General features: G+C 61.1%; 23 protein-coding genes. 12 read left to right on the top strand and 11 right to left on the bottom strand.

What is annotated here, in order from left to right; genetic code table 11:
* The 4 genes from SCM96_14580 to SCM96_14595 form a co-directional block, all read right to left on the bottom strand.
* Positions 1–480 (bottom strand): prepilin-type N-terminal cleavage/methylation domain-containing protein, encoded by a 480-nt coding sequence (locus SCM96_14580; protein MDW7761849.1) that lies wholly within the window; start codon positions 478–480, stop codon positions 1–3.
* 2 nt (positions 481–482) lie between these two features.
* The gene (locus SCM96_14585; protein ID MDW7761850.1) at positions 483–974 is read right to left on the bottom strand and encodes a prepilin-type N-terminal cleavage/methylation domain-containing protein; all 492 of its coding nucleotides are present in this window, start codon (positions 972–974) and stop codon (positions 483–485) included.
* A 192-nt stretch (positions 975–1,166) separates the two neighbouring features.
* Positions 1,167–3,629 carry a hypothetical protein gene (locus SCM96_14590; GenBank protein MDW7761851.1) on the bottom strand — a complete coding sequence of 821 codons (2,463 nt, stop codon included), beginning with the start codon at positions 3,627–3,629 and terminating at the stop codon, positions 1,167–1,169.
* Positions 3,630–3,699: 70 nt separating this feature from the next.
* Complete coding sequence (locus SCM96_14595) at positions 3,700–5,478, bottom strand: hypothetical protein (protein MDW7761852.1); 1,779 nt, start codon at positions 5,476–5,478, stop codon at positions 3,700–3,702.
* A 146-nt stretch (positions 5,479–5,624) separates the two neighbouring features.
* On the opposite strand from SCM96_14595, the gene ftsH reads away from it, so the two are divergent.
* Genes ftsH through SCM96_14625 form a run of 6 tightly spaced genes read left to right on the top strand, consistent with a single transcriptional unit; the run spans position 5,625 to position 11,820 of the window.
* Positions 5,625–7,511, top strand: coding sequence for an ATP-dependent zinc metalloprotease FtsH (gene ftsH / locus SCM96_14600; protein MDW7761853.1), 1,887 nt, complete (start codon positions 5,625–5,627; stop codon positions 7,509–7,511).
* A gap of 4 nt (positions 7,512–7,515) precedes the next feature.
* Positions 7,516–8,379, top strand: coding sequence for a dihydropteroate synthase (gene folP / locus SCM96_14605; protein ID MDW7761854.1), 864 nt, complete (start codon positions 7,516–7,518; stop codon positions 8,377–8,379).
* A complete protein-coding gene (gene cdaA, locus SCM96_14610; protein MDW7761855.1) occupies positions 8,369–9,145 on the top strand; it encodes a diadenylate cyclase CdaA in 777 nt (258 codons plus the stop codon). Before folP ends, cdaA begins: the two co-directional genes overlap by 11 nt.
* Positions 9,142–9,837, top strand: coding sequence for a CdaR family protein (locus SCM96_14615; GenBank protein ID MDW7761856.1), 696 nt, complete (start codon positions 9,142–9,144; stop codon positions 9,835–9,837). The genes cdaA and SCM96_14615 overlap by 4 nt, the downstream gene beginning before the upstream one ends.
* Before the next feature lie 14 nt (positions 9,838–9,851).
* Positions 9,852–10,568, top strand: a complete 717-nt coding sequence (locus SCM96_14620) for a pyridoxine 5'-phosphate synthase (protein ID MDW7761857.1) — start codon at positions 9,852–9,854, stop codon at positions 10,566–10,568.
* A 19-nt stretch (positions 10,569–10,587) separates the two neighbouring features.
* The gene (locus SCM96_14625; protein MDW7761858.1) at positions 10,588–11,820 is read left to right on the top strand and encodes a Zn-dependent hydrolase; all 1,233 of its coding nucleotides are present in this window, start codon (positions 10,588–10,590) and stop codon (positions 11,818–11,820) included.
* Between the two features lie 33 nt (positions 11,821–11,853).
* On the opposite strand, the gene SCM96_14630 is transcribed toward SCM96_14625, so the two are convergent.
* The 4 genes from SCM96_14630 to SCM96_14645 form a co-directional block, all read right to left on the bottom strand.
* Positions 11,854–12,270 carry a peptide chain release factor-like protein gene (locus SCM96_14630; protein ID MDW7761859.1) on the bottom strand — a complete coding sequence of 139 codons (417 nt, stop codon included), beginning with the start codon at positions 12,268–12,270 and terminating at the stop codon, positions 11,854–11,856.
* 11 nt (positions 12,271–12,281) lie between these two features.
* Entirely contained in the window at positions 12,282–13,100 is an 819-nt protein-coding gene (locus SCM96_14635) for a PTS sugar transporter subunit IIA (protein ID MDW7761860.1), read from the bottom strand.
* 152 nt (positions 13,101–13,252) lie between these two features.
* On the bottom strand, positions 13,253–14,878 hold the full coding sequence (locus tag SCM96_14640) for a M28 family peptidase (protein ID MDW7761861.1): 1,626 nt from the start codon (positions 14,876–14,878) through the stop codon (positions 13,253–13,255).
* A 50-nt stretch (positions 14,879–14,928) separates the two neighbouring features.
* Positions 14,929–17,115 (bottom strand): sodium-translocating pyrophosphatase, encoded by a 2,187-nt coding sequence (locus SCM96_14645; protein ID MDW7761862.1) that lies wholly within the window; start codon positions 17,113–17,115, stop codon positions 14,929–14,931.
* A gap of 220 nt (positions 17,116–17,335) precedes the next feature.
* On the opposite strand from SCM96_14645, the gene SCM96_14650 reads away from it, so the two are divergent.
* The 5 genes from SCM96_14650 to SCM96_14670 are packed head-to-tail and all read left to right on the top strand — an operon-like array spanning position 17,336 to position 21,170.
* Positions 17,336–17,947, top strand: coding sequence for a DUF6305 family protein (locus tag SCM96_14650; GenBank protein ID MDW7761863.1), 612 nt, complete (start codon positions 17,336–17,338; stop codon positions 17,945–17,947).
* 1 nt (position 17,948) lies between these two features.
* Positions 17,949–18,527: a hypothetical protein gene (locus tag SCM96_14655; GenBank protein ID MDW7761864.1), complete on the top strand. Its 579-nt coding sequence runs from the start codon at positions 17,949–17,951 to the stop codon at positions 18,525–18,527.
* Positions 18,528–18,541: 14 nt separating this feature from the next.
* Positions 18,542–19,834, top strand: coding sequence for a C4-dicarboxylate ABC transporter (locus SCM96_14660; protein MDW7761865.1), 1,293 nt, complete (start codon positions 18,542–18,544; stop codon positions 19,832–19,834).
* Positions 19,835–19,846: 12 nt separating this feature from the next.
* On the top strand, positions 19,847–19,996 hold the full coding sequence (locus SCM96_14665; protein MDW7761866.1) for a hypothetical protein: 150 nt from the start codon (positions 19,847–19,849) through the stop codon (positions 19,994–19,996).
* Positions 19,997–20,006: 10 nt separating this feature from the next.
* On the top strand, positions 20,007–21,170 hold the full coding sequence (locus SCM96_14670) for a succinylglutamate desuccinylase (protein MDW7761867.1): 1,164 nt from the start codon (positions 20,007–20,009) through the stop codon (positions 21,168–21,170).
* On the opposite strand, the gene pgsW is transcribed toward SCM96_14670, so the two are convergent.
* From pgsW to pgsB, 3 genes are read right to left on the bottom strand one after another with little or no spacing between them, the layout of a single operon-like run.
* Positions 21,161–22,231 (bottom strand): poly-gamma-glutamate system protein, encoded by a 1,071-nt coding sequence (gene pgsW, locus SCM96_14675; GenBank protein ID MDW7761868.1) that lies wholly within the window; start codon positions 22,229–22,231, stop codon positions 21,161–21,163. The genes SCM96_14670 and pgsW overlap by 10 nt on opposite strands.
* Entirely contained in the window at positions 22,228–22,674 is a 447-nt protein-coding gene (pgsC, locus tag SCM96_14680) for a poly-gamma-glutamate biosynthesis protein PgsC (GenBank protein ID MDW7761869.1), read from the bottom strand. Before pgsC ends, pgsW begins: the two co-directional genes overlap by 4 nt.
* A complete protein-coding gene (gene pgsB, locus SCM96_14685; GenBank protein ID MDW7761870.1) occupies positions 22,671–23,870 on the bottom strand; it encodes a poly-gamma-glutamate synthase PgsB in 1,200 nt (399 codons plus the stop codon). Before pgsB ends, pgsC begins: the two co-directional genes overlap by 4 nt.
* 192 nt (positions 23,871–24,062) lie before the next feature.
* On the opposite strand from pgsB, the gene SCM96_14690 reads away from it, so the two are divergent.
* Positions 24,063–26,321, top strand: coding sequence for a hypothetical protein (locus SCM96_14690; protein ID MDW7761871.1), 2,259 nt, complete (start codon positions 24,063–24,065; stop codon positions 26,319–26,321).
* Positions 26,322–26,371: the final 50 nt, after the last annotated feature.

Here is a 26,371-nt window from a genome sequence, read left to right on the forward strand (position 1 = left end):
TCACCTGCTGATCATGGTATGGATGTCGGCCTGGACTCTCTCCCGCCGGGGATCGGCCAGAAGATCGGTCTCGCTCGTGTCCGCTCTCGAACCCGGAAAAACCAGAACACGGATATTGAACTGCGGATCCTGGAAAAAGACCAGCGTCAACCGCCGGTAATTCACCGTGCCGTCGGCGTTGATGTCGAGCTGCTCGTCCGACGATTCTCCGGCCGCGGTGTTGGGAAAAGCCAGGAGCTCGTCCCGCGTCAGGGTCCGGAGATAGTCGACCTGCTGCTGGGCCAGGAAGACGGCGCTCGTGATGTCTCCGGAGCGGACGTTGTTCATCACGGACAGGAGAAAGAGCTGGGCAAGACCGATGACGGCCACGGCCAGAACGGAAATGCCCACGAGGACTTCGATGAGAGAAAAGCCTTCGCTCCGGCGCCGCCGGCTGCTCATCAATCTTTTCATCATATTCACACTTTTAGTCGTCTTCATCGTCAACTCGTCGTCTTGATGTAGTGGACCGATCCGCCGCTGTAGAATCTGACGATCCTCAGGTCGGGCTGATTCTGTCCCTTGAGCCTGTCACTTTGAAGCTCCAGAGAGTTTGCCGTGCTAACGAAATTTTCGACAACGCCCAAGGAAGAAAACACCACGGATTCCCCCGCGGGGAGCCTGACGGTGACATTGAATTTAGGAGAAATCGTTCTCGGGGCAAAACCTCGCGACGGCTCCCAGTTTCCGGCCGAGGTCTCCCGTTCGATGATCATGCGCCAATTCGTCCCATCCTGATAAAAACGAACACGGTGGTTGTCCTTCGTGTCGATGGCCCGGTAGCGCGACGTCTGAAGAACGGTCAGGATCTCCCGGGCGCCGTTTTCCAGGCTCCGGGTTTCCAGGGTGTTCATGATGTACGGATACGACGCCAGAGACAAGATGCTGATGATGGCCACGGTGACAAGAATTTCGATCAGCGTGAAGCCGCGCATCGTGGTTGTGCTCCCCATTTCACATTAATATAAAGCAGGAGCCCGACTTTGTAAAGATCCCGGGCTCTTGTCTGCGGAAGCCCGCTTCACAATTCTATTTGGGAGGGCGAATTGCGCAAATACCCTTCCGCGGGGAACTGAGAGAGGATAAATCACCCTCCGATCTCATCTCCGGCGATTAGCCGCGCCGGCTCAGGTTTCTTCGAGGAGGGCAACCTCCCGGAGCGGCCGGCCTTTTTCGATCCGCAATGTCTTGATTTCAAAGGGAGAAAACATCAATCGCCGGGGCGCCGATCCGGCGCATTTCAAACGGATTGAGGCCTTTTTTCCCGTCGATTCCTGAAGACGGACGATCAGCGCCCGGCCGTCCCAGGATCTTTTCAGAGCCAGAAGCCGGATCGAAGGAGGCAGAGAATCCATGACTTCCATACGGCCGCCCGCCTTCCCGCCGGACCCCTTCGAAAAGAGGCTGGGAAGATGCGGGAAGGCCGCAGGCGGCGCGGCCAGACCGTCGGCCAGAGCCGGAAGGAATCTTTTGATCTCGTCCGGCTCTCCGGCCATCGCCATCAACCGGATCTCGTGGACACCGAGATCGGCGAATTTCCGGACCGGGCCTTCGGAGCCGATCCGGAAGCCCCGCTCATGGCAGTAGGCCGAACTCCGAAGGACGGAAAGGCGGGCCTCCCCCGCCCGGAAATCCAGGCCGTGCTGTCCGGAACTTGCAACACCGAGGGCTGCGTCTCTCCCCCTTGCCCGGCCCGAAAGAAGAAACCACCGGCCGTGGACGTGCTCCAGATCGTCGGGCGGAAGCTCCACGGCGCCCGCCGGAATTTCGCAGAAAAGACGGGCCGGATCGAAGGCCCCGGGAATGCGGAGCTTGAGCCTGCGCCTCTCCTCGTTCCAATGGACGCGCAATCGGAATTCGAGGAAAGGCAGTTCGGGATAACCGATCGTCTCCATGACCACCCGGCTCTTTTTCCAGCCGAAGACGGACTGAACGATCGTCCGGACGGGACCTCGGACGAGAACCCGCGGCGGGCGTTCGAGCCGGAACCGCCCGGCGGTTTTTCGCCGGCCGCCGGAGCCTGTGCCCCAGGAATCGTCCTCGTCGACGACGGCCAGCGGTTCGAACAGCCCTCCGGCCAGACATTCCGGTCCGCCGCGCCGTTTGAGCGACTCGACAAGGCCGCTCTTCTTGTCGACGGCATGAACAAGGGGCGATGGGGTTCGGACCGCCACTGACGCCTTTTTTCCCGGGAATGCGCCCAGGGTATAACGGGCCGCCCCCACTCCGGGAAGATCCCCGAGGAAAACGATTTTCCGGCGCCAGGCATTGAAGGGCAGGAGCGCCTCGGCCTGTTCCTCCTGACACGGGATGTCCTTCCCGTTCTCACCGAACAGTCTCATGTGCCAAGGCCCCGGGGCCGGAGGACGGTAGTCGGCCATGACCTCGAACTCCACGGGAACGCGCGTCAAACCCGGGTTGGCATTGAGAACGGTCACCGGCAGCGCCGGACTTTTACCGCTGCCGCGGGCAAAGGCCGCCGCCGCGCCCAGACGGAGTTTCCGGGCCGATTCCGCAACCTTGCCGTAGAGATCGAGGGCGTCCTGTTCGGCGGTTTCGACGCAGGTTCCGGTGATCACGTCATGAAAATCGTTGAAGAGATGAGCCCGCCAGGCCTCTCGAAGCTCGGACTCCGGGTAGTCCGCGCCCCGGGCCGACCAGGCGGCAGCACAGAGCGCCTCGGTCTGCACGAGTCTCCCGAGACTCCGCACGGCGGCCCGCTTGAGTCGGCTCAAAGACGTGTAACAGCCGGGGAAGACTCTCTGAAGCTCGCCCTCGAAGACGGGTGCCGTGCGGGCGGCCTCCCGGATCGCAGCCCAAAAACCGTCCGTCGTCCCGTGGAGAATCCGGACCCGTTTTTCCCGGGCCGCGAAGGCGTCGATCCGCCGGAGATCCTCCCGCGTCGCCCCGCCGCCGTGGTTGCCGAGTCCCCAGAAAACGGGAACGTCGCGGCCCAGCCGGAGGGCCAGGGCGGTGCCTTCCTCCAATCTCCGTTCGATGTTGTCGCGTTCGGTGTGATAGAGTCCGGCGGAAATTCGATAAGCCGGGATCTCGGACCCGTCGACGCCGCGCCAGCGAAAAAGATCGGCCGGAAGACCGAGATCGTCCGCCTGGGGACGCATGAAGACATAAAGCTCATATCCGGCCCTGTGCAGAATCTGAGGCAGACCGGCGCCGTGGCCGAAGGAGTCGAAGTTGGTGGCGACGGCGGGCCGGGCGCCGAATTTTTCCCGGAAATAGAGCCGCCCCTCGGCGATCTGCCGGATGAGGGACTCGGCGCCGGGAAGATTGACGTCGGGCTGGAGGTGCCAGCCCCCGGCGACGGCCCAGCGCCCGGCCGAGACCAGCCGCCGGATCTCGGCAAAAAGGGCGGGGTCATACCTTTCGACCCAGCGGTAGAGAACGGCCTCATTGTGATTGAAAATGAGCGTGGTGTGTTCCTGCAGGATTTCGCAGGCCGCACGGAACGTCGCCAGGGCTTCCGAGGCGCCTTCCGTCCAGCGCCACTGCCAGACGGGGTCGAGATGGGCGTTGCAGATCAGATGAAGCGACGGCCGTTTCTCTTTATTCATGTTCGTCATGTCTTTCATTTCCGCCTCATCGCCTTGATCCCGGCCTCCATCATGGCTGTAAGGGCGCGGTGTCTTCTTCCGGTCCCGGTCACGGCGACTCGATCTCGACAAGCTCGTCGCGGGGCGGCAGGTTTTTGTACCAGGTGAAGTACAGGACGACGGCCAGAACGACGGCGGCCGCGGTCCAAAACGCGAACTCGGCCCATCGCCTGAGAAAGAGCGTGAAGGGCATGAGGGCCAGCGAGAACTGGAATCCCGCCGTGATGAATCCGTTGAGGGCGTCGACGGCGGGCATCTTGTCCTTCTCCGGGACAAGCCCCCGGCGGACGGCTTCGCGCCGGACGGGGCCCCAGAAACCGAACGGCCGGATCCGGGAGTAAAACCGGACGAGGACGTCCATATCGGTCGGTTTGTGAAGGTGGGTGATGACGAGCGTCGCCGTAAGACACATCCCCATGTCCAGACCCAGGGAGTTGTGGGCGCTCAAACCGCCCAGCACGATTTTCCGGATCAGGATGAGCGCGGCCGAAACCCCCATGCTCCAGACGAAGGCCCCTGCGCTGAACCGCCAGTAGTGCCAGCGCAGCGTGGCCGGGACGAGGATGACCGTGACGACGATGAAGATCATGGTTTCCCAGGCCGTGACGACATCGGTGAACGAAAGGCTGAAATAGAAGCCCAGGCCGAGGGCGCCGACGGAGGCGAGCTGGCCCAGACGGACAAGGGCTTTCTGTGACAGGCCGCGGGCGAAATAGCGTTTGACGAAGTCGTTGATGACGACCGAGCTTGTGACATTGATCATGGCGCTGATCGTGGACATCAGGGCGGCGAGAAGCACGGCCATGAACACGCCGCGGAGCCCGACGGGCAGGCTCTTGAGAACAAGCGGCATGATTTTCTCGGCATCGAACCCGGCCCGGGGTCCGAGCGACAGAATGCCGAGGACGAGAAAAGCCGAGCCGATGACCCAGCGGAGGGTGTAGCCCACGGTCCACATGCCCCCGGCAAGCTGGGCGTCACGCGGCGACCGGGTGGTCAGGAAAAACTGGAAATCCCAGACGTTGGGCCCGGCCAGAACCCGGAAGATCAGCCAGAGGAACCCCGCCAGCATGATCGGACCCAGAAAATGAAAATGCTGGTAGGCGGGCGGCGTCGTCTCCAGAAAACCCGGCCAGAGCGTCCACGACGGCGTCAGAGAAAACCAGGCCGGGTCCTTGGCCGCGGTGAGGCCGCTCAAGTCGCCCCGGCTGAAGACCATGATGGCCAGGATGACGGCCCCGCAGGCGATAAGGAAGGTCTGCAGGATATCGGTGAGGATGACGCCGAAGAACCCGCCCAGCGTGACGTAGACGCCGACGACGGCCAGGACGATGAGTGTGGATTCGATCCGGCCGAAGGGCAGAAATTCTTCGGCGAACTTGCCGATGCCGACCGAGATGAACATGAGATTGCAGATCATGAGGACGAGCAGAAACAGCGCGGCCGAGACCCGGGCCGCCTCGGCGTCGCGCGTCTTTCCGAAACGCGTGACATTCCACTCGGCGAAGGTCATGACGCCCGATCGGCGGATCCACTTGGCCTGGAAGGCCATATAGAAGCAGATGATGAACCAGCCCCAGTAAATATGGGTGGCCCAGGCCGCTTTCATGCCGAGGTAAAACAGCGCGCCGATCATGGACATCGTGCCGCCGATGTCGATGTAGCTCGAACAGCCGGACAGGCCGAGCATCCACCAGGGCACGTTGCGGTCGGCGAGGTAGTAGGAGTCGAGGCGCTTGGTGGCCCGCTTGCGGATGACGATCCCCACGAGGGCGACGGCGACGAGATAAACGGCGATGACGGCGAGATCGACGGGATGGAGACTCACGGCCCATCGTTTATCGTATCGGGCCGCGGTTGTCAAGACGGTGCCGAATCTATTCACGAGTCGAGGCGGCTGCAGATGCAAGGTGCATCGATCGGGTTAACTTATCGAGGGAAACATGCTAGAATACCAGTGTAAAGGATTACATTATGGCCGGGCCGAAAAATAAACCTCCAAAGAACCTGTTTTTCTGGATCGCCGCCGGGATTCTCATCGCTCTTGTCTGGAGTCTCGTCCAATCCCCGACTCCCAGAAGCGAGGAGATCAATTTCAGCCGTTTCATCGACCACGCTGAGCAGAAACGCGTCTCCGAAGTGACCATTTCCGACAACCAGGTCCACGGCAAGTTCCGGGACGGCACGGAATTCAAAACGGTCATCCCCGCCCAGTACGACGATCTGGTTCCCATCCTCAGGGCCGCCGGCGTTGAAATCAACGTCAAGGACACCTCGCGAAGCCCCTGGTTTTCCTACCTCTTCGGCTGGTTCCCCATCGTTATCCTGATCCTGTTCTGGGTCTTTTTCATGCGCCAGATGCAGTCCGGCGGCAACAAAGCCATGTCCTTCGGAAAGAGCAAGGCCAAGCTGTTCTCCGGCCAGCTCAAAAAAGTGACCTTCAAGGACGTGGCCGGAGTTGAAGAGGCCGAGGAGGAACTCCAGGAAATCATCGGCTTTCTTAGGGACCCCCAGAGATTCCAGAAACTCGGCGGCCGGATCCCCAAGGGGGTGCTTCTGGTCGGCGCTCCGGGGACGGGCAAAACCCTGCTGGCCCGGGCCGTCGCGGGCGAGGCCAATGTGCCCTTTTACTCCATTTCGGGATCCGACTTCGTCGAGATGTTCGTCGGCGTCGGCGCTTCCCGGGTTCGCGACCTCTTCGAACAGGCCAAAAAACAGGGGCCGTGTCTGGTCTTCATCGACGAGATCGACGCCGTCGGGCGCCAGCGGGGCGCCGGCCTGGGCGGCGGCCACGACGAACGGGAGCAGACATTAAACCAGCTCCTCGTCGAAATGGACGGCTTCACCGCCAATGAAGGCACGATCGTCATCGCCGCCACCAACCGGCCCGACATTTTGGACGGTGCTCTGCTCCGGCCGGGACGGTTCGACCGCCGGATCGTGGTGCCCATGCCCGACGTCAAGGGCCGCGAAGAGATTCTCAACGTCCACATCAAGAATATCCCGGTTCACGAGGACGTCAGCCTCAAGGTCATCGCCCGTTCGACACCCGGTTTCTCCGGGGCCGACCTGGCCAACCTCATCAACGAGGCCGCTCTCCAGGGCGCCCGTCTCGACCAGGAATCGGTCACCATGAAGGACCTGGAATATGCCAAGGACAAAGTCCTCATGGGCGTCGAGCGCAAGAGCATGATCATCAGCGACGAGGAAAAGCGCAATACCGCCTACCACGAGGCCGGGCACGCCCTGATCGCCGCGCTCATTCCCGAAGCCGACCCCATTCACAAGGTGACCATCATCCCCCGGGGACTGGCCCTGGGATTGACCCAGCAACTGCCCCTGGACGATCGTTACACATACACCAAGGATTATCTTGAGGCCCAGTTGTCCGTTCTTCTGGCCGGCCGGGTCACGGAAGTGCTTTTTCTCAAAAAAACGACCACGGGATCGGCCAACGATTTCGAAAAGGCGACCGAGATCGCCCGCAAGATGGTCTGCCAGTGGGGCATGTCCGACCTGGGACCCATGACATTCGGAGATCACGACGAGCTGATCTTCCTGGGCCGCGACCTGGCCATGAACAAGAACTATTCCGAAAAGACTTCGGAACGCATCGACGAAGAGGTCAAGGGCATCATCATGAGATGTTATGCCCGGGCCAACGAGCTGCTGGAAGCGAACAGCGACAAGCTCGAAAAAATCGCCGTTCTCCTCCTGGAAAAGGAGGTGCTGAGTTCGGACGAAATCATGGCCGTCATCAACGGCGACAAAGCGAAGGAGGCCGCGCCGGAGAACAAAGAAGCGGAAAAATCCGGCGACGCCCCCGTTAACGATGAGGACACGGCAAACTCAAAACCTTGAAACGATGAAACGGACGGCCCCGAAACTGCGACTCTCCAACGGCAATTTGTCTTTCGGCGGGAGGGCGCTCGTTATGGGCATCCTCAATGTCACCCCCGACTCGTTCTCGGACGGGGGAATCTATCTGGATAAGGACAAGGCCGTCGCCCGCGGACTGGATATGGCCGCCGAAGGGGCCGACATCCTCGACATCGGCGGCGAAAGCAGCCGCCCCGGGTCCCTGCCCGTTTCCGCCGAGGTGGAGATCGAGCGCGTCGTTCCGGTCATCCGGGCCCTGAGGCGGGAGATCGATCTTCCCCTTTCGATCGACACGACCAAAGCCGCCGTGGCCCGGGCCGCTTTCGAGGCAGGCGCCGGCATCGTCAACGACATCAGCGCCCTGCGCTTCGACCCGGATATGGCCGCGACGGCCGCCCGGTTCGGCGCGGCCGTCATCCTCATGCACATGCAGGGAACGCCCCAGACCATGCAGGACGCCCCCCATTACGAGGATGTCCTCGGGGAAGTCCGGGGATTCCTGAAGGACCGCATCCATGCGGCCGTCGAAGCCGGACTTCCGGAAGAGAGCCTGGCCGTCGACCCGGGAATCGGCTTCGGCAAAAGGCTCGAGGACAATCTGGCCCTCATCGACGGTCTGGATGCCTTTCTCGATCTCGGCCGTCCCGTCTGCGTCGGCGTCTCGCGCAAAGCCTTCATCGGCCGCATCCTGGACCTTCCCGCTTCCGACCGACTCGAAGGGACGATCGCCGCCGCCGTCCTCTGCGCCGACCGGGGCGCCCATATCCTCCGCGTCCACGACGTCGGCGCCGTCCGGCGGGCCCTGCACGTGGCCGAAGCCGTCAAGGAGAACGTCTCCCATGCCGGCTGAAATTCTCGGCACCCTCCGGCACATCACGCTCGGAGATTTTCTGGACATCGTCCTCGTGGCCTTCATCCTCTATTCGTTTCTCCGCCTCATCAAGGACACCAAGGCCTATCAGATGGCCATCGGACTCGGCCTCGTCGGCATCCTGTTCCTGATTACGGAGTGGGGCAAACTCTCCGTCTCCAACCGGATCATCCGTTCGTTCATCAATTACTTCATCATTCTCATCATCGTCCTTTTCCAGGCGGAAATCCGGCGTTTTCTGACGGGCATCGGGTCCCGCTCGCTGCGGAGGCCTTTCTCGTTTCGCTCCCTTCAGGAAAAGATGGATGACCTTTTCCGGGCCCTGGATTACATGTCACAAAGGAGAATCGGCGCCCTGCTCGCCGTCGAAAAGGAGATTTCGCTGGCGAGTTACGCCCAGCGCGGGACGGCCGTCAATGCCCTGCTGTCCAAGGATCTCCTCGTCAGTCTCTTTTTTCCCCACTCCCCTCTCCATGACGGCGCCGTCATTATCCGCGGCGACACCATCGTCGCCGCGGGTTGCCTGCTTCCCCTTCCCGCAACCCACAAGCTCAGCGGCCCCATCGTGACCCGGACGCGCCACCTGGCCGCCGTCGGGCTGTCCATGGAGACCGACGCCGCGATTATCGTCGTCTCCGAAGAGACCGGGACGATTTCCCTGGCCGTCCGGGGAACGATCGAAAAGTTTGAAGACAGCGGCCGGATGCGGGAGCGGCTCGTGAAATACCTGAGGAACGCCCGATGAGCCTTATCCGCGATCTTTTCGTCCGGAACTGGGGGCTGAAACTTTTCGCCGTCCTGCTGGCCCTCGCTCTCTGGCTGATTCTCATTCCGGAGGAAAAAACCTATTCCGAAAAAACCCTGACCATCCCGCTCGAGACGCGGAATATTCCCCCCGACATGGAACTCGTCGAAAAGCCGGCGGTCTCCGTGGACGTCACCGTCCGGGCCCGCATGCGCATCATCGACCAGATCACGCCGGCCAACGTCGTCGCCAAGCTGGACCTTGAGAAAGCCACGATCTACCAGGAGGAGTATCCGCTCAACCAATCCATGATCTCGCTGCCGCCGGGAGCGGAAGTCCTCAGGATCACCCCCAGCAAGGTCGATCTCCGGTTGGAAAACACGGCTCAGATCGGCCTGGACATTGTTCCCACGCTTATCGGGAAACCGGCTGAAGGCCTGAAACTCCTCAAGATCGAGGTCGTTCCGCCCCAGGTCGAAGTCAAAGGGCCCGAGAGCAAGATTCTGAAGACGGACAAGGTCACGACCACGCCGATCAATCTCGCCGCCCTCACGGACTCGACCGAAATCGACGCCGACCTGATCCTTCCCCGCCCGGAAATGCGCCTGGTCACGCCGCAAACCAAAGTCCGGGTGAAAATCCAGATGGAAAAGACCGAGGAGCCGGAACCCGCTCCCGCCAAGAAAAAATAGCTTCGAGGATGGCCATGCATCTTTCCGTAAACATCGATCATTTTGCGACTCTCCGGGAGGCGCGGCGCGGCGCCGAACCCGAACCCGTCCTGGTCGCCCTCCTGGCCGAACAGGCGGGCGCCGTCGGCATCGTCACCCACATCCGGGCCGACCGGCGCCACATCAAGGAACGCGACCTGCGGCTCCTGCGCCAAACCGTCAAAACGAAACTCAATGTCGAGATGGCCGCGACGGACGAAATGAAAGCCGTCGCCCTCGAGATCCGGCCTCACGTGGTTTCCCTGGTCCCGGAAAAGCCGGATGAGCTGACGACCGAGGGCGGACTGAACGTCGTCCCCCAGGTCGAGCGTCTGAAGGCCTTCGTCGGCGAGTTGAAAGCGGCGGGCATCCGCGTCAGCATTTTCGTCGACACCGGCGAAGACCAGATCTTGGCATGCCGGGAGACGGGCGTCGATCTTGTCGAGATCAACACCGGACCCTACGCCGACGCCGAACCGGACCGTCGCGACAAAACCCTGGATGATGTCCGAAAGGCGGCCAAACAGGCCGCGGCGGCGGGGCTCGAGGTCCACGCCGGACACGGCCTGGATTACCGGAACGTCGCGCCCATTGTCGCCGTTCCCGAAATCGCCGAGCTCAGCATCGGGTTTTCCATCGTCGCCCGATCCGCCGTCGTCGGCATCGAACGCGCCGTGCGCGAAATGATCGCGCTCCTCTGCCGTCGTCCCTAGAACCATAAAGGGGGAGAATATGCCGCCGCAAGTCGATATCGGACGCCTCAGAAACGACATCGAAGCCCTGGGCCGGATCGGAAGGACGCCCGAGGGAGGCGTCAGCCGTCCCTCCTTCAGCCGGGCCGACCTCGAAGCCCGGACCTGGCTGAAGGACCGGATTCTCGAGGCCGGACTCCTCTACCGTGTCGACGGCGCCGGAAACATCTTCGGCTGCCTCGAAGGCGCGGGCAAGGCCGTCATGGCCGGATCGCACATCGACACGGTTCTCCAGGGTGGGATGTTCGACGGCGCCGCGGGCGTCTGCATTGCGCTGGAATGCCTGCGCCGGATCCGCGAGGAGAATCTCCCGGTCTGCCGGCCTCTACAGGTCGCCGCTTTCACCGACGAGGAAGGCAACCTCGTCGGTGATTTCCTCGGCAGCCGGGCCTTCACCGGCCGACTGGATCGCGAAGCGGTTCTGGCCGGAAAGACGCTTCTGGGTCCGCCGCTCAAGGATATTCTCGAAAGCGCGGGATTCACCGTCGACGGAGTCCTCCAAGCCCACAAGGAGCGTCCGGAGATCGAGGCCTTCCTCGAACTTCACATCGAACAGGGAACCGTTCTCGAAACCGAGGAAATCCCGATCGGCGTGGTCGAGGCATTTTCCGGCAAGCAATACCGCTGGTGTTCCTTCGCCGGGGTCGCCGCCCACGGCGGAACGACGCCGCTCGAATTGCGGCGGGACGCTTTTCTCGGCCTGGCCGACTTCGCCCTTCGGGGAACGCGCCACGTCGCCGCAAACCATTACGGCAGCCTCGTGACGATCGGCAAGGCCGTCCTCCATCCCGGATCCTTCAGCGTCGTTCCGGGCCAGACCGACTTTTCGCTCGATTTCAGGAGCTTGTCGGCCGAAGCCCTTGAAAACATGGAAAAGGAACTGCTCGCCCTGGCTCTGGACGTGGGGAAGGCGCGCGGACTGGAGTTCGTCTCCCGGATCGTCGACCGGACCGATCCGGTTGCGGTTTCGCCGCGGATCACCGGATTGCTCGAGGAGGAATGCCGGACGCTCGGCTATCCCTCGATGCGCCTTTCGAGCGGCGCCGGACACGATGCCCAGATCCTGGCCGGGCTCTGCGATTCCGGTCTGATCTTCATCCCCTGCGCCGACGGCCTCAGCCACGCCCCCGGAGAGAGCGCCTCCTGGGACGACATCGAGAAGGGGGCCAACCTCATGCTGGCCGCGCTCGTCCGCCTGGCCGGCGCCTCCTGAAATCCTGGTGGCCCGACACGCACGAACGCGGAATCAATCCGATTCGGGTTTGAAGGCCCGGTCGCGTTTTTTGGCGCCCTGCTTCTTTTTCTCGTCGAGCATTTTGTCCTTCGCCCGCTGAGACCGTTTTCTTTTCTGACGGCGGATCTTGGCGATCCTCTGCGCTTCCTCGCTCTGCGCGCCGAGGACTCGGCTTTCGATTTTGCCGGTCAGAATTCTTCGGGCCAAAAAGCGGTTGATCGCCTGGGACCTTTCCCGCTGGCACTTGACTTCGATCCCGGTCGGAAGGTGCTTGAGATAGACGCAGGTCGCGACCTTGTTGACGTTCTGGCCGCCCCGGCCGCCCGAACGGATGAACTTTTCGACGATGTCGGCCTCGCGGATGCCCAGATCGTCCATTTTTTTCCGGAGAGCTTCCTCTTTATCGGAACTCACGCTGAAAGCGGACATTAAAGAGGGGGCTATTTCTTTTTCTTGCGAACCGAGACGAGGAATTTGCCGCAGTTTTCGCAGACGTAGATGTCGTTGCTGCCCTCGATGGCGGAATACATCTGGGTGGAAATATTGATATTGCAGCCCTGGCAGACGCCGTCGACGGCGTCGGCGACGGCGAAACCGTAGCGTTCGATCAGCCGGTCGAAGCGCGTCAGCAGGGATTCGTCGAGTTCTTCGCGGAGGATGTCGGCGTTTTTCTGAAGAGCTTTAATCTGGTCCTTGGCGGCCTTCCGCTTTTTCATCTCGATTTCCTGGAGCTTTTTCAGCAAACCCGCCCTGTGGACGATCTTTTCCTCGTGGGGCAGGACAAGGTCGATTTCGGAAAGGACGGTATAGAGCGCCGTCTTGTCGGGGGCCTCGAAGATCCTCTGGCGGAATTCGGGGCGGATGAGATAGCGGGCCAATCCCGCGAACAGGTGGTTGAAAAGCCCGGGAATGGAGGGATTCCAGATGACCAGGATGACGAGATGAACTTTTTCGCCGTCGATGGCGTCGAAATCGATGCCCTTGCCCGATCGTCCGACGGCGATGCCGATCTCGCCGCCCGTGTCGACGCGGGCATGGGGCAGGGCGACGCCGTGACCGATGGCCGTGGATTCCAGGTTTTCCCGGTCGATGACCCGGGTCAAGAGAACTTTCTTGTTGGCGATGAGTTTCTGTTTGGTCAGAACGCCGAGAAGCTCTTCGACCGCGGCGACTTTTTCCCGGCTTTTGAGCTCGACGACCTGGGTGGGTTTGAGATAGTCGGCGAACCGGCTGCTCTTGTGTGAGATCGTCTTCTCCATGACTGAACGCTATTCTAACACAAGCCGATGGAAATTCAAGCCGAATTTTTCGAGCCGCGGCCGGAATGGAAAATCTCCCGGAAAGACGCAGGATCCGGGCGAAGAAACGGCCGGCGTGCGCGACGGCGGAATCGATCCGCCGGGACGGCCGGTCAACGGCCCGGACGACGGAAGGCGCTGTGCGGCTTGAAATCGGGGATCCGGTCGTCCTCGCCGAGGATGCGCACGATCTCTCTCGCCCAGGCGATGATCTGCAGCGTCCCCCGCAAATCCCAGTCGTCCTCGATTTCATCCGTGACCTGATGGTATTTCGTCTTCTGGTATTCCTCGAATTTTCTCAGGGCATAGCCCTTGTCCTCTCCCCGGGAGACGATGCCCTGGTGAAGCCAGACGCCGGGAATGCCTCCCCGGGCGAAACTGATCTGGTCGGACCGGAAGAAAAAGCCCAGATGCGCATTCCGTTCCGGAATATAACGGAGGTCCAGCCGTTCGGCCGCCCGGCGGCAGACGTCATCCAGGTCCGAGTGGGCGGCGCCGATGGCGAAGACGTCTTCCGTCTCTCCCCAGACATTGGTCATTTCGAAATTGATGTTGGCGGCGATTTTTTCATTGGGGATGTCCAGGTTGCGGACAAAATATTCCGAGCCGAGCATGAGCTCTTCCTCGGCCGTCACGGCGGCGAAAACCAGGTTGATTTTCAGATCCTCGGGGCGCTGCGCGAAATAGGAGGCCAGGGCCAGCAGGGAGGCCGAGGCCGAACAGTTATCGACGGCTCCATTGTAGATCTGATCTCCCGGCAAATTTTCGTCTTTGCCCAGGTGATCGTAATGGGCGGTCAGGACAACGGTTCGGTCGGACGCCTTCCGGTGGCCGGCCCGAATCAGACCGGCGACGTTGGTCGCCTCGATGGAGCGGAACGCGGGCTTCTGCCGCACGGTCCCCGTGAATCCCAACGGAACGGGAGCGAAGGCCTCCGTCTCGGCCTTTTCCCGAAGAGCCGCAAGGTCCAGCCCGGCCTCGGAGACGATCCGGGCCGCCAGGTTGCCGTGGATCCAGCCCTGGAATCCGGGCGCCTGAACGGCGTTCGGAATGAAGAACTTTTCCCGAACAAAGGAATTTCGGACGACATCCCAGCCGTAGGCCGCGCCGCGGGTGTTGTGAATGATCATCACCCCGGCCGCGCCGAGTTCGGCCGCCTTTTCGAATTTGTAGGGCCAGCGTCCGTAGTATGTCATGTCCTCGCCGTCGAAGATCCCGCCCGGACGGTTTCCCGGCTCATTGATTTCACAGAGCAGAATCTTGCCCGAAAGGTCGGCCCCTTTGATATCGTCCCAGTTTCTCTCGGGCGCCTGGATGAGAAATCCGGCATAGACAAGTTCTCCGGAAATGTCCTCGGGGACATCCTCTCTCACGGATTGGACGACAAAATCGTCATGGAGAACGGGAACGATCCGGTTGACGCCGGAGACGGCCTGGAACAAGGCCTTCCGGTCCGGAAGCGAACCCCGGAGTTCGAAGGTCTGCCTGTAGCTCGAACCGAAAAACGGTTCAAGACCGAACAGGCGGAAAAACTCCTCGTGATAAAGAGCGGCCAGCTCGATTCCCCGGCTGCCGAGACCCCGGCCTTCGAGAAGGTCGTGGGACAGGAAGCGGATATGGGACAGAACCTCATCTTCGGTGACGGGCAGAGGTTCGAAAGCCGCCTCGCCGCAGGCCGCCAGGAAGACGGCCAGAACGGCCGCGGCGGACGAAGCCAAGAGCCTTTTCGATTTCGTCATGCGCATCCTCCCGGATCGGGATTCCATCGCAACTCCGCGTCGTCCGCGGATCAGAGAACGGAAAAAGCGACCGTGAGCCCGGCCATGACGATGGCCACCATGCTCATGAGCTTGATCAGGATGTTCAGGCTCGGACCCGACGTGTCCTTGAACGGATCGCCGACCGTGTCGCCGATGACGGCGGCCTTGTGGGCCTCGGAGCCTTTGCCGCCGAGGTGGCCTTCTTCAATGTACTTCTTCGCGTTGTCCCAGGCGCCTCCGGCGTTGGCCATGAAAATGGCCAGAACGAAGCCGGTCGATGTTCCGCCGATCAGCAGGCCCATGACCCCGGGGACGCCGAGCAGAAGGCCGATCACAATGGGGACGGAAATCGCAAGAAGCGACGGCAGCATCATTTCACGCTGGGCGCCGCGGGTCGAGATGGACACACAGCTTGCATAATCCGGAACGGTTGTCCCTTCCATGATCCCGGCGATCTCCCGGAACTGGCGGCGAACCTCGTCGACCATTTTCGAGGCGGCACGTCCGACGGCGGTCATGGTCAGGCCGCAGAAGAGAAAGGCCATCATGGCGCCCGTGAGGATGCCGATGAGCACGGTCGGATTCATCAGGCTGACATTGTAATAGTTCATGAAATCGGTGATCGTGGCCGTGGCCGTCTCGATGACATCGCCGTCGGCCATGGCCAGAGTCGTCCGGCCGATCCGGATCAGTCCGATCTTGATCTCCTCGACGTAGGAGGCCAGGAGCGCCAGAGCGGTCAGGGCGGCCGATCCGATGGCGAAACCCTTGCCCGTGGCCGCGGTCGTATTGCCCAGTGCATCCAGGGCGTCCGTCCGCTTCCGGACTTCCGGATCCAGTCCGCTCATTTCGGCGTTGCCGCCCGCGTTGTCGGCGATGGGGCCGTAGGCGTCCGTGGCCAGGGTGATGCCCAGAGTCGAGAGCATGCCCACGGCGGCGATGCCGATTCCGTAGAGACCCATGCCGGCGTTGGCCAGATCGAAACCGGCGGCGAACAGGTAGGCGAAAATCGTCCCCAGGACGATGGCCAGCACGGGAACCCCGGTCGACATCATGCCCACGCCCAGGCCGGCAATCAGAACGGTGGCCGGACCGGTCTTGGCGTTTTCGGCGATGCGCCGCGTCGGCCGGTAAGAGTGGGAGGTGAAATACTCCGTCGACTTGCCGATGACGATCCCGGCACTAAGACCGACGATAATGGACATCCAGATCCCCAGGGGGAGTTCCAGGAGTCGGATAACCACAAACGACAGAATGACAATGAAAAAGGAGCTGAAGTTAATGCCCCGGCCCAGGGAATTGAGGAGTTCCTTCTGGGTCGCGCCTTCCCGTGTGCGGACGACATAAATGCCGAGGATGGAAAGAAGCGTGCCCACGGCGGCGATGGCCATGGGCGCGATGACGGCCCGAAGCTGCATTTCGCCCTGACCGAGAAACGCGGCCGCGCCGAGGGCGGCCGTGGCCAGGATGGATCCGGCGAAAGACTCATAGAGGTCCGCGCCCATGCCGGCCACGTCGCCGACGTTGTCGCCGACGTTATCGGCGATGGTCGCCGGGTTCCGCGGGTCGTCCTCGGGGATGCCGGCTTCGACCTTGCCGACAAGGTCGGCCCCGACGTCGGCCGCTTTCGTGAAGATGCCGCCGCCGACACGGGCGAACAGCGCCTGGGTCGAAGCGCCCATGCCGAACGTCAGCATGGTCGTCGTGATGACGATGAGGTTATGGCCGTCGTCGGTCACGGGATAGAAATGCTTCAGAATGAGAAACCAGAGGGCGATATCGAGAAGAACCAGTCCGACAACCGCCAGACCCATGACCGCGCCGCTTCGGAAGGCGACGCGAAGCCCCGCATCCAGGGACGTCCGGGCGGCGTTGGCCGTTCGCGAGGAGGCATAGGTCGCCGTCTTCATCCCGAAGAACCCGGCCAGACCCGAGAAAAAGCCGCCGGTCAGGAAGGCCGCGGGAACCCAGGGGTTCTGGACCTTGAGGACGAAGGCCATAAAGGCCAGCAGAACGGCCAGAACGGCGAAGACGGCGATCACGACTTTGTATTGCTGCCGGAGATAGGCCATGGCGCCCGTTCGGACGTAGGAGGCGATTTCCGCCATCCTCTCGGTGCCTTCGCTTTGCCTCTTCATATCCTTGAAGAAATACCAGGCGAAAAAAAGTGCCGCAGCGGATCCGATGGGGGCCAGCCAGAAGAGCGCGGTTGTCATTGTCTCAACTCCTGAAATTTGGGTTTTATTCCCTATGAGGCCGGTTACTATATCACAGGCCGCAACACCGGTCAAAACTTTTCCGCGCCTTGAATCTGCAGCCGCCTCGACTCGTGAAACGATCAGGGGGACCGGATCAATTCGCGAGTTGTGATTGATTTCGGCGGGGGTTTTGCCTATCATATGGAGACAGACAGTCCAATAGCCGAAGGAGTCGAGCATGACACATTTATGGCTTAAAATCCCCGTCGGAATCGTTCTCATTCTGTGGGCCATGAGCGGCCTCCTCCCGGCCGCTGGAGCCGAGACTCTTCGGGCCGAAGAGCCCGTTCTTCTCACTTCGTGCGGGCAGAGCCCCGGACCCGTCATGCTCAAGGTCGTGCTGCAGAGAATCGGCGTGGATTTCGAAATGGAGATCACGGCCTCCACGGCCGAACTTGCGGCCGGACATCAGGGGCAGACGTCTTACAAGACGCTCATCATCGTCATGGGGGCCAGCCTGAAAGGCATGGGGGCGGCCGGGATATCCATGGATGACGAGCTCAAACGCACGGCGGCGCTGATCGCCGAAGCGCGGAGCCGGGGCATCCGGGTCATCGGCGCCCATATTGAGGGCATGAAACGGCGCTCCCAGGGCGCCGCCGCCGGCGACACCACCGACGAACAGAGCATCGACGCCGTGGCCCCGAACTCGGACATCCTTCTCATCAACGTGGAGGGGAATGCCGACGGACGCTTTTCTTCGATCGCCGCGGCCGGAAACATTCCGATGATCGAAGTCGAAAAAAACATGGATCTCATGACGGAGTTGAAGACCCTCTTCGGAAAATGACATGATCCGGACGGCCACGCTCGAGACCATTCTCGCCGTACTTTTCGTCATCGTTCTTCTCTGGATCTTCCAGCTTCTCTTCACGCGGCGGATCGAACACATCGGACGTCCCCTGATCATCGCCGTGGTCCTGGGCATAGCATTTTTCTTCGTTCAGACAATTCCGGACGACACGATTGTTTTCGAGGACATCAAGGAAAGCCTCTTCCCCCCCAAGGCTCCCGATTACCCCTTCACCGTCAGCAAGGGCACCTCGGGCCGGGTTCCCGTCACAAAATACTCCTTTCCCGAACCGGGACCGCGGCTTAAAATCCGGATCGACGACACACGGAAATTTTTCCATATTCATGACGTCCGGCCATTGAACCGCATCCTGGCCTATCTGGATCTTCCCCCCGTCAGCGCGGGCATCGAGGAACTGTCTTCCCTGACCGGCCGGAACACGGACAACGGCATTTACCGCTGGGACGACTATGCGCTCGGGGTTCTGATCGTCGAGCGCGGCCTCTGCCGCAACCGCGACTCCGCCGACACGTTTCACTGCATCCAAGCGATCACCGTGCATCAGCAAAGGCACTGACGGGGGATCCGCTCATGACCGCAACCGAATCGGCCGCCCTGATCCTGGCCGTCATGGCCGGCGTCTACATTCTGGCCAAAATCCTGAAACTGTCCACGGAACTCTCCATGTTTTCCGCCGCCCTGGCCGGCGCCCTGGCCGGGGGCGAAGGACTGCCGGTCCGCCATATCGCCGAAGGGGCCTTCACGTATTTCGATATCATTCTCATTTTCGTCACGGCCACGATCTTCATGAATCTTCTCAAGGAATCGGGAGGTGTGGCTTTTCTTGTCCGCGGCATCCTGCGGAAGTTCCACCGGCGGAAAACCGTGCTGTTTTCGCTTCTTGTCCTGGTGCTTCTCGTTCCGGGCGCCCTGACCGGCGCGGGCAGCGTGACCGTTCTCATCGCCGGCGGTATGGCCGCCACGGTCCTCAGCGCCATGGGGCTCGCCCGTCCTCGCGTCGCCGCCGCCATCTTTCTGATTGCCGGATTGAGCGCGGCCGCGCCGCCCGTCAGTCTGTGGGCCATGCTGACGGCGGCCGGAGTCAATATGCCCTATGTGGGGTTCTTTCTGCCCCTGCTTATTCCCTGTGTCGTTTTGTCCCTGTTGACGATCTTCATCCTGGGAGCGGGGGCCAAACCCATCGATCTCGAAAAAACCCTGTCCGCTCTTCCGGACTGTCCCGCCGGAATGAACGGCATCCGCGTCTTTATGCCGTTTTTTCTATTTTTTCTTCTTGTCGCGGCCGGGCGGGTCTTTCCCTTCTCCTTTCCCATCCTCGGGCTGCCGCTGATATTCGCCGCCGCGGCCGGAACGGCCGTGGTCCTCTCCCCGATCCGCCTTCCCGTTTTCCGGATCTGCCGGGACACCGTCGCCCAGCTCCTGCCGCTCATCGGAACGCTGACCTGCGTCGGCATCCTCGTCCAGATCATGACCCTGACCGGAGTCCGCGGCCTTATCGCCATCACAGTCGTCACTCTTCCGGTGACCATCGTCATTTTGACTCTTTTCGTGACGCTTCCCGTCTCGGAGGCCGTGCTGATGTGGGGCGCTGCGCCCGTCCTCGGCGTGCCCCTGGCCCTGCTTTTCAACACCATCGGCCTCAATCCCGTGGTGGCCCTGGCCGGAATGAGCATGATCTGGCCTCTTGGAGACGCCCTGCCGCCGACGGCGATCATCGGCCGGCTGACGGTTTCGACGACGGAGATGACCGAGCCCTACGGACGATTCCTCAAGGCCTGCCTGATCCCCGCAATCCTTATCATCCTCGCCGGAACACTCATGGTTGTATACAGCAAAAAGCTGGGCTTCCTCACGGTTTTTTAAAGGAGAAATTCCATGATTGTGACGATTCTGTATTACGTGATGGCCGCCTTCATCGCCGTCCTCCTTATCTGGAATTTTCTGAAAAGCCGGAAACTCGAGGATGAAATCCTCTATGTCATCGTCCTCGTTCCTTTTCTTCTCAGGCTTCTACGGTTGAAATGAGAGGGCAATCGTGAATCCGACTGTTTTCCGCAAGGCGGCCGCGGCCGGACTCGGCGGCATTCTCTGCATTCTGGCCGGGGCCGATTTTCACCGGAGCCGGAATCTCCGCGAGGCCGTCGTTGCCGGGCCGGGCGTCACCCGGATCGGGTCACTCGGAGACTATTTGCCCGGCCTGCGCGGCGGCACCAACGACGCCCATGTCTATGTTCTCGAGGGACGGGAGCCCGGCGGAGCCGTTCTCGTGCTCGGCGGAACACATCCCGAGGAGCCGGCCGGACGGCTGGCCGGATGGATCCTGGCGGAAAACGGCCTCGTCGAAAAAGGGCGGCTGTTCATCGTCATCACGGCCAATCGCAGCGCGTCCACCGTCACGCGGCTGGGCGGCGCCTATCCTCCGGATTACACAATCGCGACGCCCTGGGGTGAAAAGACCTTCCGCATGGGCGACCGCTGGTCCAACCCTCTCGACCAATGGCCGGACCCCGAGGTCTACAGCCATTATCCGACGCGCCAGCAACTGGCCTATGTCGACATCCGCAATCTCAACCGGACCTTCCCCGGACGTCCCGACGGGACCCTGACCGAAAAAACGTCCTTCGCCATCATGGAACTCATCCGCCGGGAAAACATCGACATCGTCATCGATCTCCATGAGGCCGAGCTCCAGTATCCCGTGATCAGCGCCATCGTCACCCATCCGAAAGGCCAGGATCTGGCCGCCCTGGCCGCGATGATCATCAGCGGAACCGAAGGGTTTTCGATCGGCGTCGAATACTCGCCGGAGGCGCTTCGCGGCCTTTCCCACCGGGAAATCGGAGACAACAGCGACGCGATTTCGCTTCTTCTCGAGGCCCCCCAGCCCTTCCTCGACGCGACACGGGGCCGGACGACGCGCGACCTTCTTTTGACCGGACGGGACGAATTCGTCGTTCGGGCCGGGCAGCGCGGACTTCTCTTCGAAAAAATCGACGAGAGCGGCTGGCCGATCGACATCCGGGTCGGCCGCCATTGTTCGACCATTCTCAGCCTTCTGGAAATCTGGTCCGAGGACGAGCCCGAACGGGCCGTGGTGTTGAGCGGGGTGCCGCGTTACGCCGAAGTCATCGAGAAGGGAACCGGCGCATTCCTGCGGGATCCGGACACGGCGCCGGCCGACCGCATCGTCTACGAGTGAACTTCGATTTTTCTCCTCATCCGGAAAAGAATCACCCCGGCGAGGATGAAGTACGCTGCGGCCAGGACCAGAAAAGCAAACGGCGACCGGACCGGAATGCCGCGGATGGTCACGGTTCCGGGATCGGGAAGCGGGACCGGATCCCAGGGAAACCCGTAGCGCTCGGCCAGCCCCCGGATATTCAGAATATGAATGATGGGAACGCCCGCATCGGCCATGGCATGGACGGCGCCGCGGGATGCCGCCTCCGCAGGCGGCGGAGGGGAAGTCAGGCCGGGACGAAGCGACAGGATGCCCGCATCCGCGCCCATATTGGCCGCCCCGCCGCCGATATTGACAAAAGCGGCGATGCGCGTATCGCCGGCCGAAGTCCGGAAAAGATCCATTCTCCGGGAGACGTTGCGCTCGAGATCCGTTTCTTCGATAAGCGGAAAGCCGCGTTTTCCGGCTTCCGAGGCCAAAAAGGTTCTCATGCTTTCAGACAGCCCTCTCCCGGCGTCATCCTCCCCGCCGAGCGAAACCGCCAGGGGGCGGATGGTTAAAACACCAGCCCGGTTCAGACAATCCTGCATGTCTAGCCACGTGAAACGGGGATTGTTTGCGCCCCACTGCGAGGCGGCCAGAGAGACGATGAGAAGGGGCCGGAGTTCCAGAGTTTCGGCGGCGGACAGGGCGGCCAGGATGAAGGCCGGAAACGAGCTTGAGGCGCCGACGGCCACGGCCTCTCCGGGCCGGGCGCCGGCCTGACTGTAGAGATGAACAAAAAGAGCGGCGAAGTCCGGAACGGCGGACGTCCGCTTGGCCGCGGGATCGCCCTTGGTCGTTGTCAATTCGGAATATTCGAGCCCGATGAGGCCCGTGCCGTTGGGATCGTCGGCGGGGTCGGCGGCGTGTCCGGCGGCGGCGGCGCAGGCCCGGATTGCGGCCAACCCGCGGGCCATACGGGAGGCCGCATCTTCGGCCTGCCGATGGAGAACGGTTTCCGGTCCGAGAAGAAGTCCGGACAGCAGAAGAACGGCGAGCCCGGCCGCGGCAAGTCCATGAATCCCGATGAGCTTCATCGCCCCGCCAGGATTTCCACAACCTTGATCAGAAGATGGGCCATGACGGCCACGACCGCGAGCCCGGACAGGGTCGGGGCGATCTTTTGCCTTTCCAGGCTGTTGGCCAGAAGTCCCGGGACGACCCAGCCGATGACCCGAAGTTCGGCGCCCTGACCGGGAAAACCGCCCGGGGCGACAAGAGACCAGACCTGAGCAAGAACCATGCCGGCCAGAAGAAAAAAAACGAACCGGCGGCGGCCGAAAAGAATGAAGAATCCGGCGGCCAGCCGGTAGAGCCCGAGACAGACGAGCGCAACGGCCAGGGTGGCCAGAATACGGCCGGGCTGATTCAGATGAAGGGCGATATAGCCGGGAACGACGATTCCGCCGGGCGAAAGGCCGGTCCATTCGGTGAAAAGCAGCGCCAGCAATACCCCGGCCAGGAAAGTCTCCAGAGTCATGGACGGCTCCCTTCGGTTTCCCAGAAAGCGGCGATGTCCCGGCCCAGGCCGGCCATATTTCCCATGCCGACAACAATCCCCTTCTCGGCCGAAGCGGTCGCCAGAAGCTCTCCGGTGATGGCGGCGGGATGGCCGCTCCGGACGCGAAAGATCTGTGGACCCGGACGGCGGCTCTTTCTCTTCAGAATTCTCAGCATGGCCCGGGCCGGCTCTCCGCACAGGAAAAGGCGGCGGAAACCGTTGAAAGGACCGCCGTCCAGGGCTTCCGCCCATTGAAGGGATCTTTCGGGACGGTCGGACCGGAGGTTGAGAAGCCCGATTTTCGGACGGCCGGACCACCCGTCTTTTTTGTCGAGTTTATCCAGGATGCGGGCCGTCGATTCGGGCTCGTTGGCGGCGAAAGCGCTGACACAGGGGATGCGTTCTCCCGATGGGCCGAAGGGCAGGTCCCAAATCCTGAGACTTCCGGGATCGGGAATGACTCCGGCCAGTCCCTTCAAGGCATCGGGGACACTCACCCCAAGTCGGCCGGCGGCGGCAACCGCAAGACGCAAATTGACCTCAAATTCCTCATAGGGAAGATGCGGCACGGCGGACAGCTCAATCGGAGACAGGGGCTCCGCCCGTACCAGGTCCGCACCCCGTTTGCGGGCGGTTTCTTCGAATATCGGGCAGACCTCTTCGGCGGGAAGGATGACCGTGCCGCCCCGGAGAAAGGCCGCGGCCGGAACCCGGGCCGCATCCGGGCGGGACCGTCCCACGGCTTCGAGATGGTCGGGCCGGACATTGGTCAGAACGAGGATTTGGGGACGAAGAATCCGGCCGGATTCGACACGGAGGCACTCTTCCCGAATACTCATCATCTCGACGACAAAAGCATCGACCTTCAAATGGGCGGCCGTGCGGAGAATGTCCCGCAATTCAAGGATGGAGGGAAGACCGCGGCGGGGGATGTCCTTTTCCAGACCGCCGGGAAAAATGAGGGCCGCCTTTGATCCCGTGGTTTTGGCCAGGACACGATAACCGGAAGATGCGAGAGCGGCCGCGATCAGCCGGGTCACGCTCGATTTTCCCCGGGTGCCGGTCACGGCGATGCGGACGGGGATTTGATCCCGGTTTCGCTTCAATAAAACCCGCTCGACGGTCCAATAGGCCAGAAGAACGGCCAGTCCCGTCGCGGCAAAGATCCATTCCATCAAACTGATCTCCCGTCAATCCGCCTCATCTTACAACGGAAACCGACGCAGCGTCTATGTCGTCGCTTCTTCATGTCTCCCGCAAACCGGTTTCAGCGGAGCGCAAGGAGGCCCGGACCCGGAATGGAAGAAACTCGCCGGAAATGAATCTAACATATGGATATGTAGTGTATAATATATTAGGAGTAACTGATGCGTAAGGCTTGGATTCTTATTATCATTCTGGTAATCGGCGCCGACCCCCTGGCCGGTTTTTGGAAACGGGGGCGGACCGGCGCGGATCATCAAGGCCGATATCTCATTCGGTATCAATATAAACCGGGCGATGTGCTAACCTTCCGTCAGATCTTCGACGTCGAACGCCAGATCCGGGCCGGACGACCGGAAACCTATATCCTCAACATCCAGTGGACGGTCAAAATGGCCGTCGTGGGTGTTCATAACAACGTCTACCAGCTCGCCTTTCAATACAACAGGGAGAAATTTGAAGTCGTGAACAGGGCCGAGTTGAGGGACCGCCTCGGTGCTGAAGAATACTTCGATCTCTTCCGAAGGCTTTCCGATTACGATCCTCAAGCCGTTCGATATCTCCTTGTGACGGACAGCGGAAAAAACATCAATGGAAATTTTTATTACAATGAAATGGCCTCCAGCCTCCATCCCCTTCTGAGCCGCGTTTTTCAGCTTCCGGAAGATCCCGTCGCCCCGGGCGATTCTTATCTGATTGAGGCCGAAGAACCGCTCACGGTTGTTTTCGAAGGCGTGCAGAAGACCTGGACGGGCGAGACATTCGTGTTCACAAGCCGGGTTCCCGGCGGAGAAGCCCAGATCGCACATAACGGGAGCGCGGGAATTCCCGACCGGTTGATTTTCCAGGGTGCTTATGTTGTGGATGACTGCATCGTCAAGGAGCATTTTCAGTTTCTTTTTGTCGAAAAGAAAAAAATGACCTGGGCGGAGATGCAGACGGATGAAGGGCTGAGTAAGACGGTTCTTCTCAGTTCGCTCCGCCGAAACCGGCCTTTTCTGGGACGGAAGATCGTCGAGGACTTTCTCGCGTCTCCGTTTCCCGAAAACCAGAATCTGGCCGCCGCCTATCTCGGCTTGAGGGGAATTCCGGCCGGATTGAACCCGAAAATTTATCTCGATTCCCCCAATCCCGTCATCAAATACAATGCCGCCAAAGCCCTGTTCCTGTACCGGAAATCCCCCGAGGCCATGAAACAACTCGCCGAGGGCCCCCCGGGATCTGTTCGGGACAGAGCGGAATCTTTCCTCACGCGGAGTTCCTACGTGGTGCCCCGCGAGCTTCTGGGTCTTTACAAAGCCCTGGAAGATTACATCTACCTCGACAAGGGCGATCCGGCCTCCATCACGAACGATCTGGACTCCGTCAAACAGGTCCTGAACATGATGAAGCCGTTCAACATCTGGACGGGAGGCTTCTATAAACAAGCGGTCATCAACCCTTTGACGGGACGTCTCCAGCCGTTCTATCTTCATCTGCCTTCGGACTATGATCCCATGGAAATCCATCCGATGGTCGTCTACTTCGGCGGCGGGGACGGGAAGGGCGATCAGGCTCTGTCCGTCGCTTACCAGAATCTCATGAAAAACAGCGAGCTGGCCGGACATATTTTGTTCGTGCCTCAAGCCGAAGGCATGTGGTGGGAGCCGTCCTCGGAAGAGGGCTTGAGGGCCATGTTTCTTTATCTCTTGAAACAATACAGCATCGACACCAACCGGCTATATGCCTCGGGAACATCCAACGGCGGCATGGCCACGTTCTTCTACGGAACCCATTACGCCGACCGGTTCGCCGCCATCGCCTCCAATATGGGGTATCCCGTCGTCAAGCAGACCCCTCCGGAAACCAACCAGGACCGCGATGTTCTTCGGAATCTCCTCCATACGCCCGTCTACATGGCTCACGGCGACGACGACACCATGATTTTCCCGGAAGGGCAACGGCGGGCCTTCAGCACACTGAAGCGATTCAATTATGCCGTCGCCTATGACGAATGGGCGGGGAGGGATCATGATATCGGACTGGATGAGATCCGCAGCCGCATCGTCGATCTTTTCAAGAACAGCCGGAGATTGCCGTCTCCTTCACGGATCGAACTCGTCGTCAACGAACGGGAATACAGCCAAAGCTTCTGGATACGCGTCAACGATGTCTCGAAATGGCCGGCCCGGGTGACCGCGGAGATTCTACCGGGAACCAACACCATCGAAATCCGGACTCAAAACGTTCTGGGTCTCACGGTCTTCCTGGAAGAGGATTTGATCGATATCAACCGGGATGTCGATGTTCGAGTCAACGGACGCCCGATGTTCAACGGGAGTTTCCAGCCTTCCGTCGCCTTCCTGATGTCCTCGGCCAGGGAAACCCTCGATCCTCAGATATCCTACCCGGCCGCGATCGAGCTCACGTTAAACCAGAACTAAGCTCTTTTTTTCCACTTTCAAGACTTCCCATCGACTTAATCTATGCCCCA

This window comes from Acidobacteriota bacterium (assembly GCA_033549365.1).
GTDB lineage: Bacteria > Acidobacteriota > Aminicenantia > Aminicenantales > Saccharicenantaceae > JAWSUF01.

Excerpts from the sequence above, each read along its gene's own strand:
- SCM96_14580 (MDW7761849.1), bottom strand. The coding sequence starts at position 480 with ATGAAGACGACTAAAAGTGTGAATATGATGAAAAGATTGATGAGCAGC.
- SCM96_14585 (MDW7761850.1), bottom strand. The coding sequence starts at position 974 with ATGCGCGGCTTCACGCTGATCGAAATTCTTGTCACCGTGGCCATCATC.
- SCM96_14590 (MDW7761851.1), bottom strand. The coding sequence starts at position 3,629 with ATGAAAGACATGACGAACATGAATAAAGAGAAACGGCCGTCGCTTCAT.
- ftsH (MDW7761853.1), top strand. The coding sequence starts at position 5,625 with ATGGCCGGGCCGAAAAATAAACCTCCAAAGAACCTGTTTTTCTGGATC.
- folP (MDW7761854.1), top strand. The coding sequence starts at position 7,516 with ATGAAACGGACGGCCCCGAAACTGCGACTCTCCAACGGCAATTTGTCT.
- cdaA (MDW7761855.1), top strand. The coding sequence starts at position 8,369 with ATGCCGGCTGAAATTCTCGGCACCCTCCGGCACATCACGCTCGGAGAT.
- SCM96_14615 (MDW7761856.1), top strand. The coding sequence starts at position 9,142 with ATGAGCCTTATCCGCGATCTTTTCGTCCGGAACTGGGGGCTGAAACTT.
- SCM96_14620 (MDW7761857.1), top strand. The coding sequence starts at position 9,852 with ATGCATCTTTCCGTAAACATCGATCATTTTGCGACTCTCCGGGAGGCG.
- SCM96_14625 (MDW7761858.1), top strand. The coding sequence starts at position 10,588 with ATGCCGCCGCAAGTCGATATCGGACGCCTCAGAAACGACATCGAAGCC.
- SCM96_14630 (MDW7761859.1), bottom strand. The coding sequence starts at position 12,270 with ATGTCCGCTTTCAGCGTGAGTTCCGATAAAGAGGAAGCTCTCCGGAAA.
- SCM96_14635 (MDW7761860.1), bottom strand. The coding sequence starts at position 13,100 with ATGGAGAAGACGATCTCACACAAGAGCAGCCGGTTCGCCGACTATCTC.
- SCM96_14640 (MDW7761861.1), bottom strand. The coding sequence starts at position 14,878 with ATGACGAAATCGAAAAGGCTCTTGGCTTCGTCCGCCGCGGCCGTTCTG.
- SCM96_14645 (MDW7761862.1), bottom strand. The coding sequence starts at position 17,115 with ATGACAACCGCGCTCTTCTGGCTGGCCCCCATCGGATCCGCTGCGGCA.
- SCM96_14650 (MDW7761863.1), top strand. The coding sequence starts at position 17,336 with ATGACACATTTATGGCTTAAAATCCCCGTCGGAATCGTTCTCATTCTG.
- SCM96_14655 (MDW7761864.1), top strand. The coding sequence starts at position 17,949 with ATGATCCGGACGGCCACGCTCGAGACCATTCTCGCCGTACTTTTCGTC.
- SCM96_14660 (MDW7761865.1), top strand. The coding sequence starts at position 18,542 with ATGACCGCAACCGAATCGGCCGCCCTGATCCTGGCCGTCATGGCCGGC.
- SCM96_14665 (MDW7761866.1), top strand. The coding sequence starts at position 19,847 with ATGATTGTGACGATTCTGTATTACGTGATGGCCGCCTTCATCGCCGTC.
- pgsW (MDW7761868.1), bottom strand. The coding sequence starts at position 22,231 with ATGAAGCTCATCGGGATTCATGGACTTGCCGCGGCCGGGCTCGCCGTT.
- pgsC (MDW7761869.1), bottom strand. The coding sequence starts at position 22,674 with ATGACTCTGGAGACTTTCCTGGCCGGGGTATTGCTGGCGCTGCTTTTC.
- pgsB (MDW7761870.1), bottom strand. The coding sequence starts at position 23,870 with ATGGAATGGATCTTTGCCGCGACGGGACTGGCCGTTCTTCTGGCCTAT.
- SCM96_14690 (MDW7761871.1), top strand. The coding sequence starts at position 24,063 with ATGCGTAAGGCTTGGATTCTTATTATCATTCTGGTAATCGGCGCCGAC.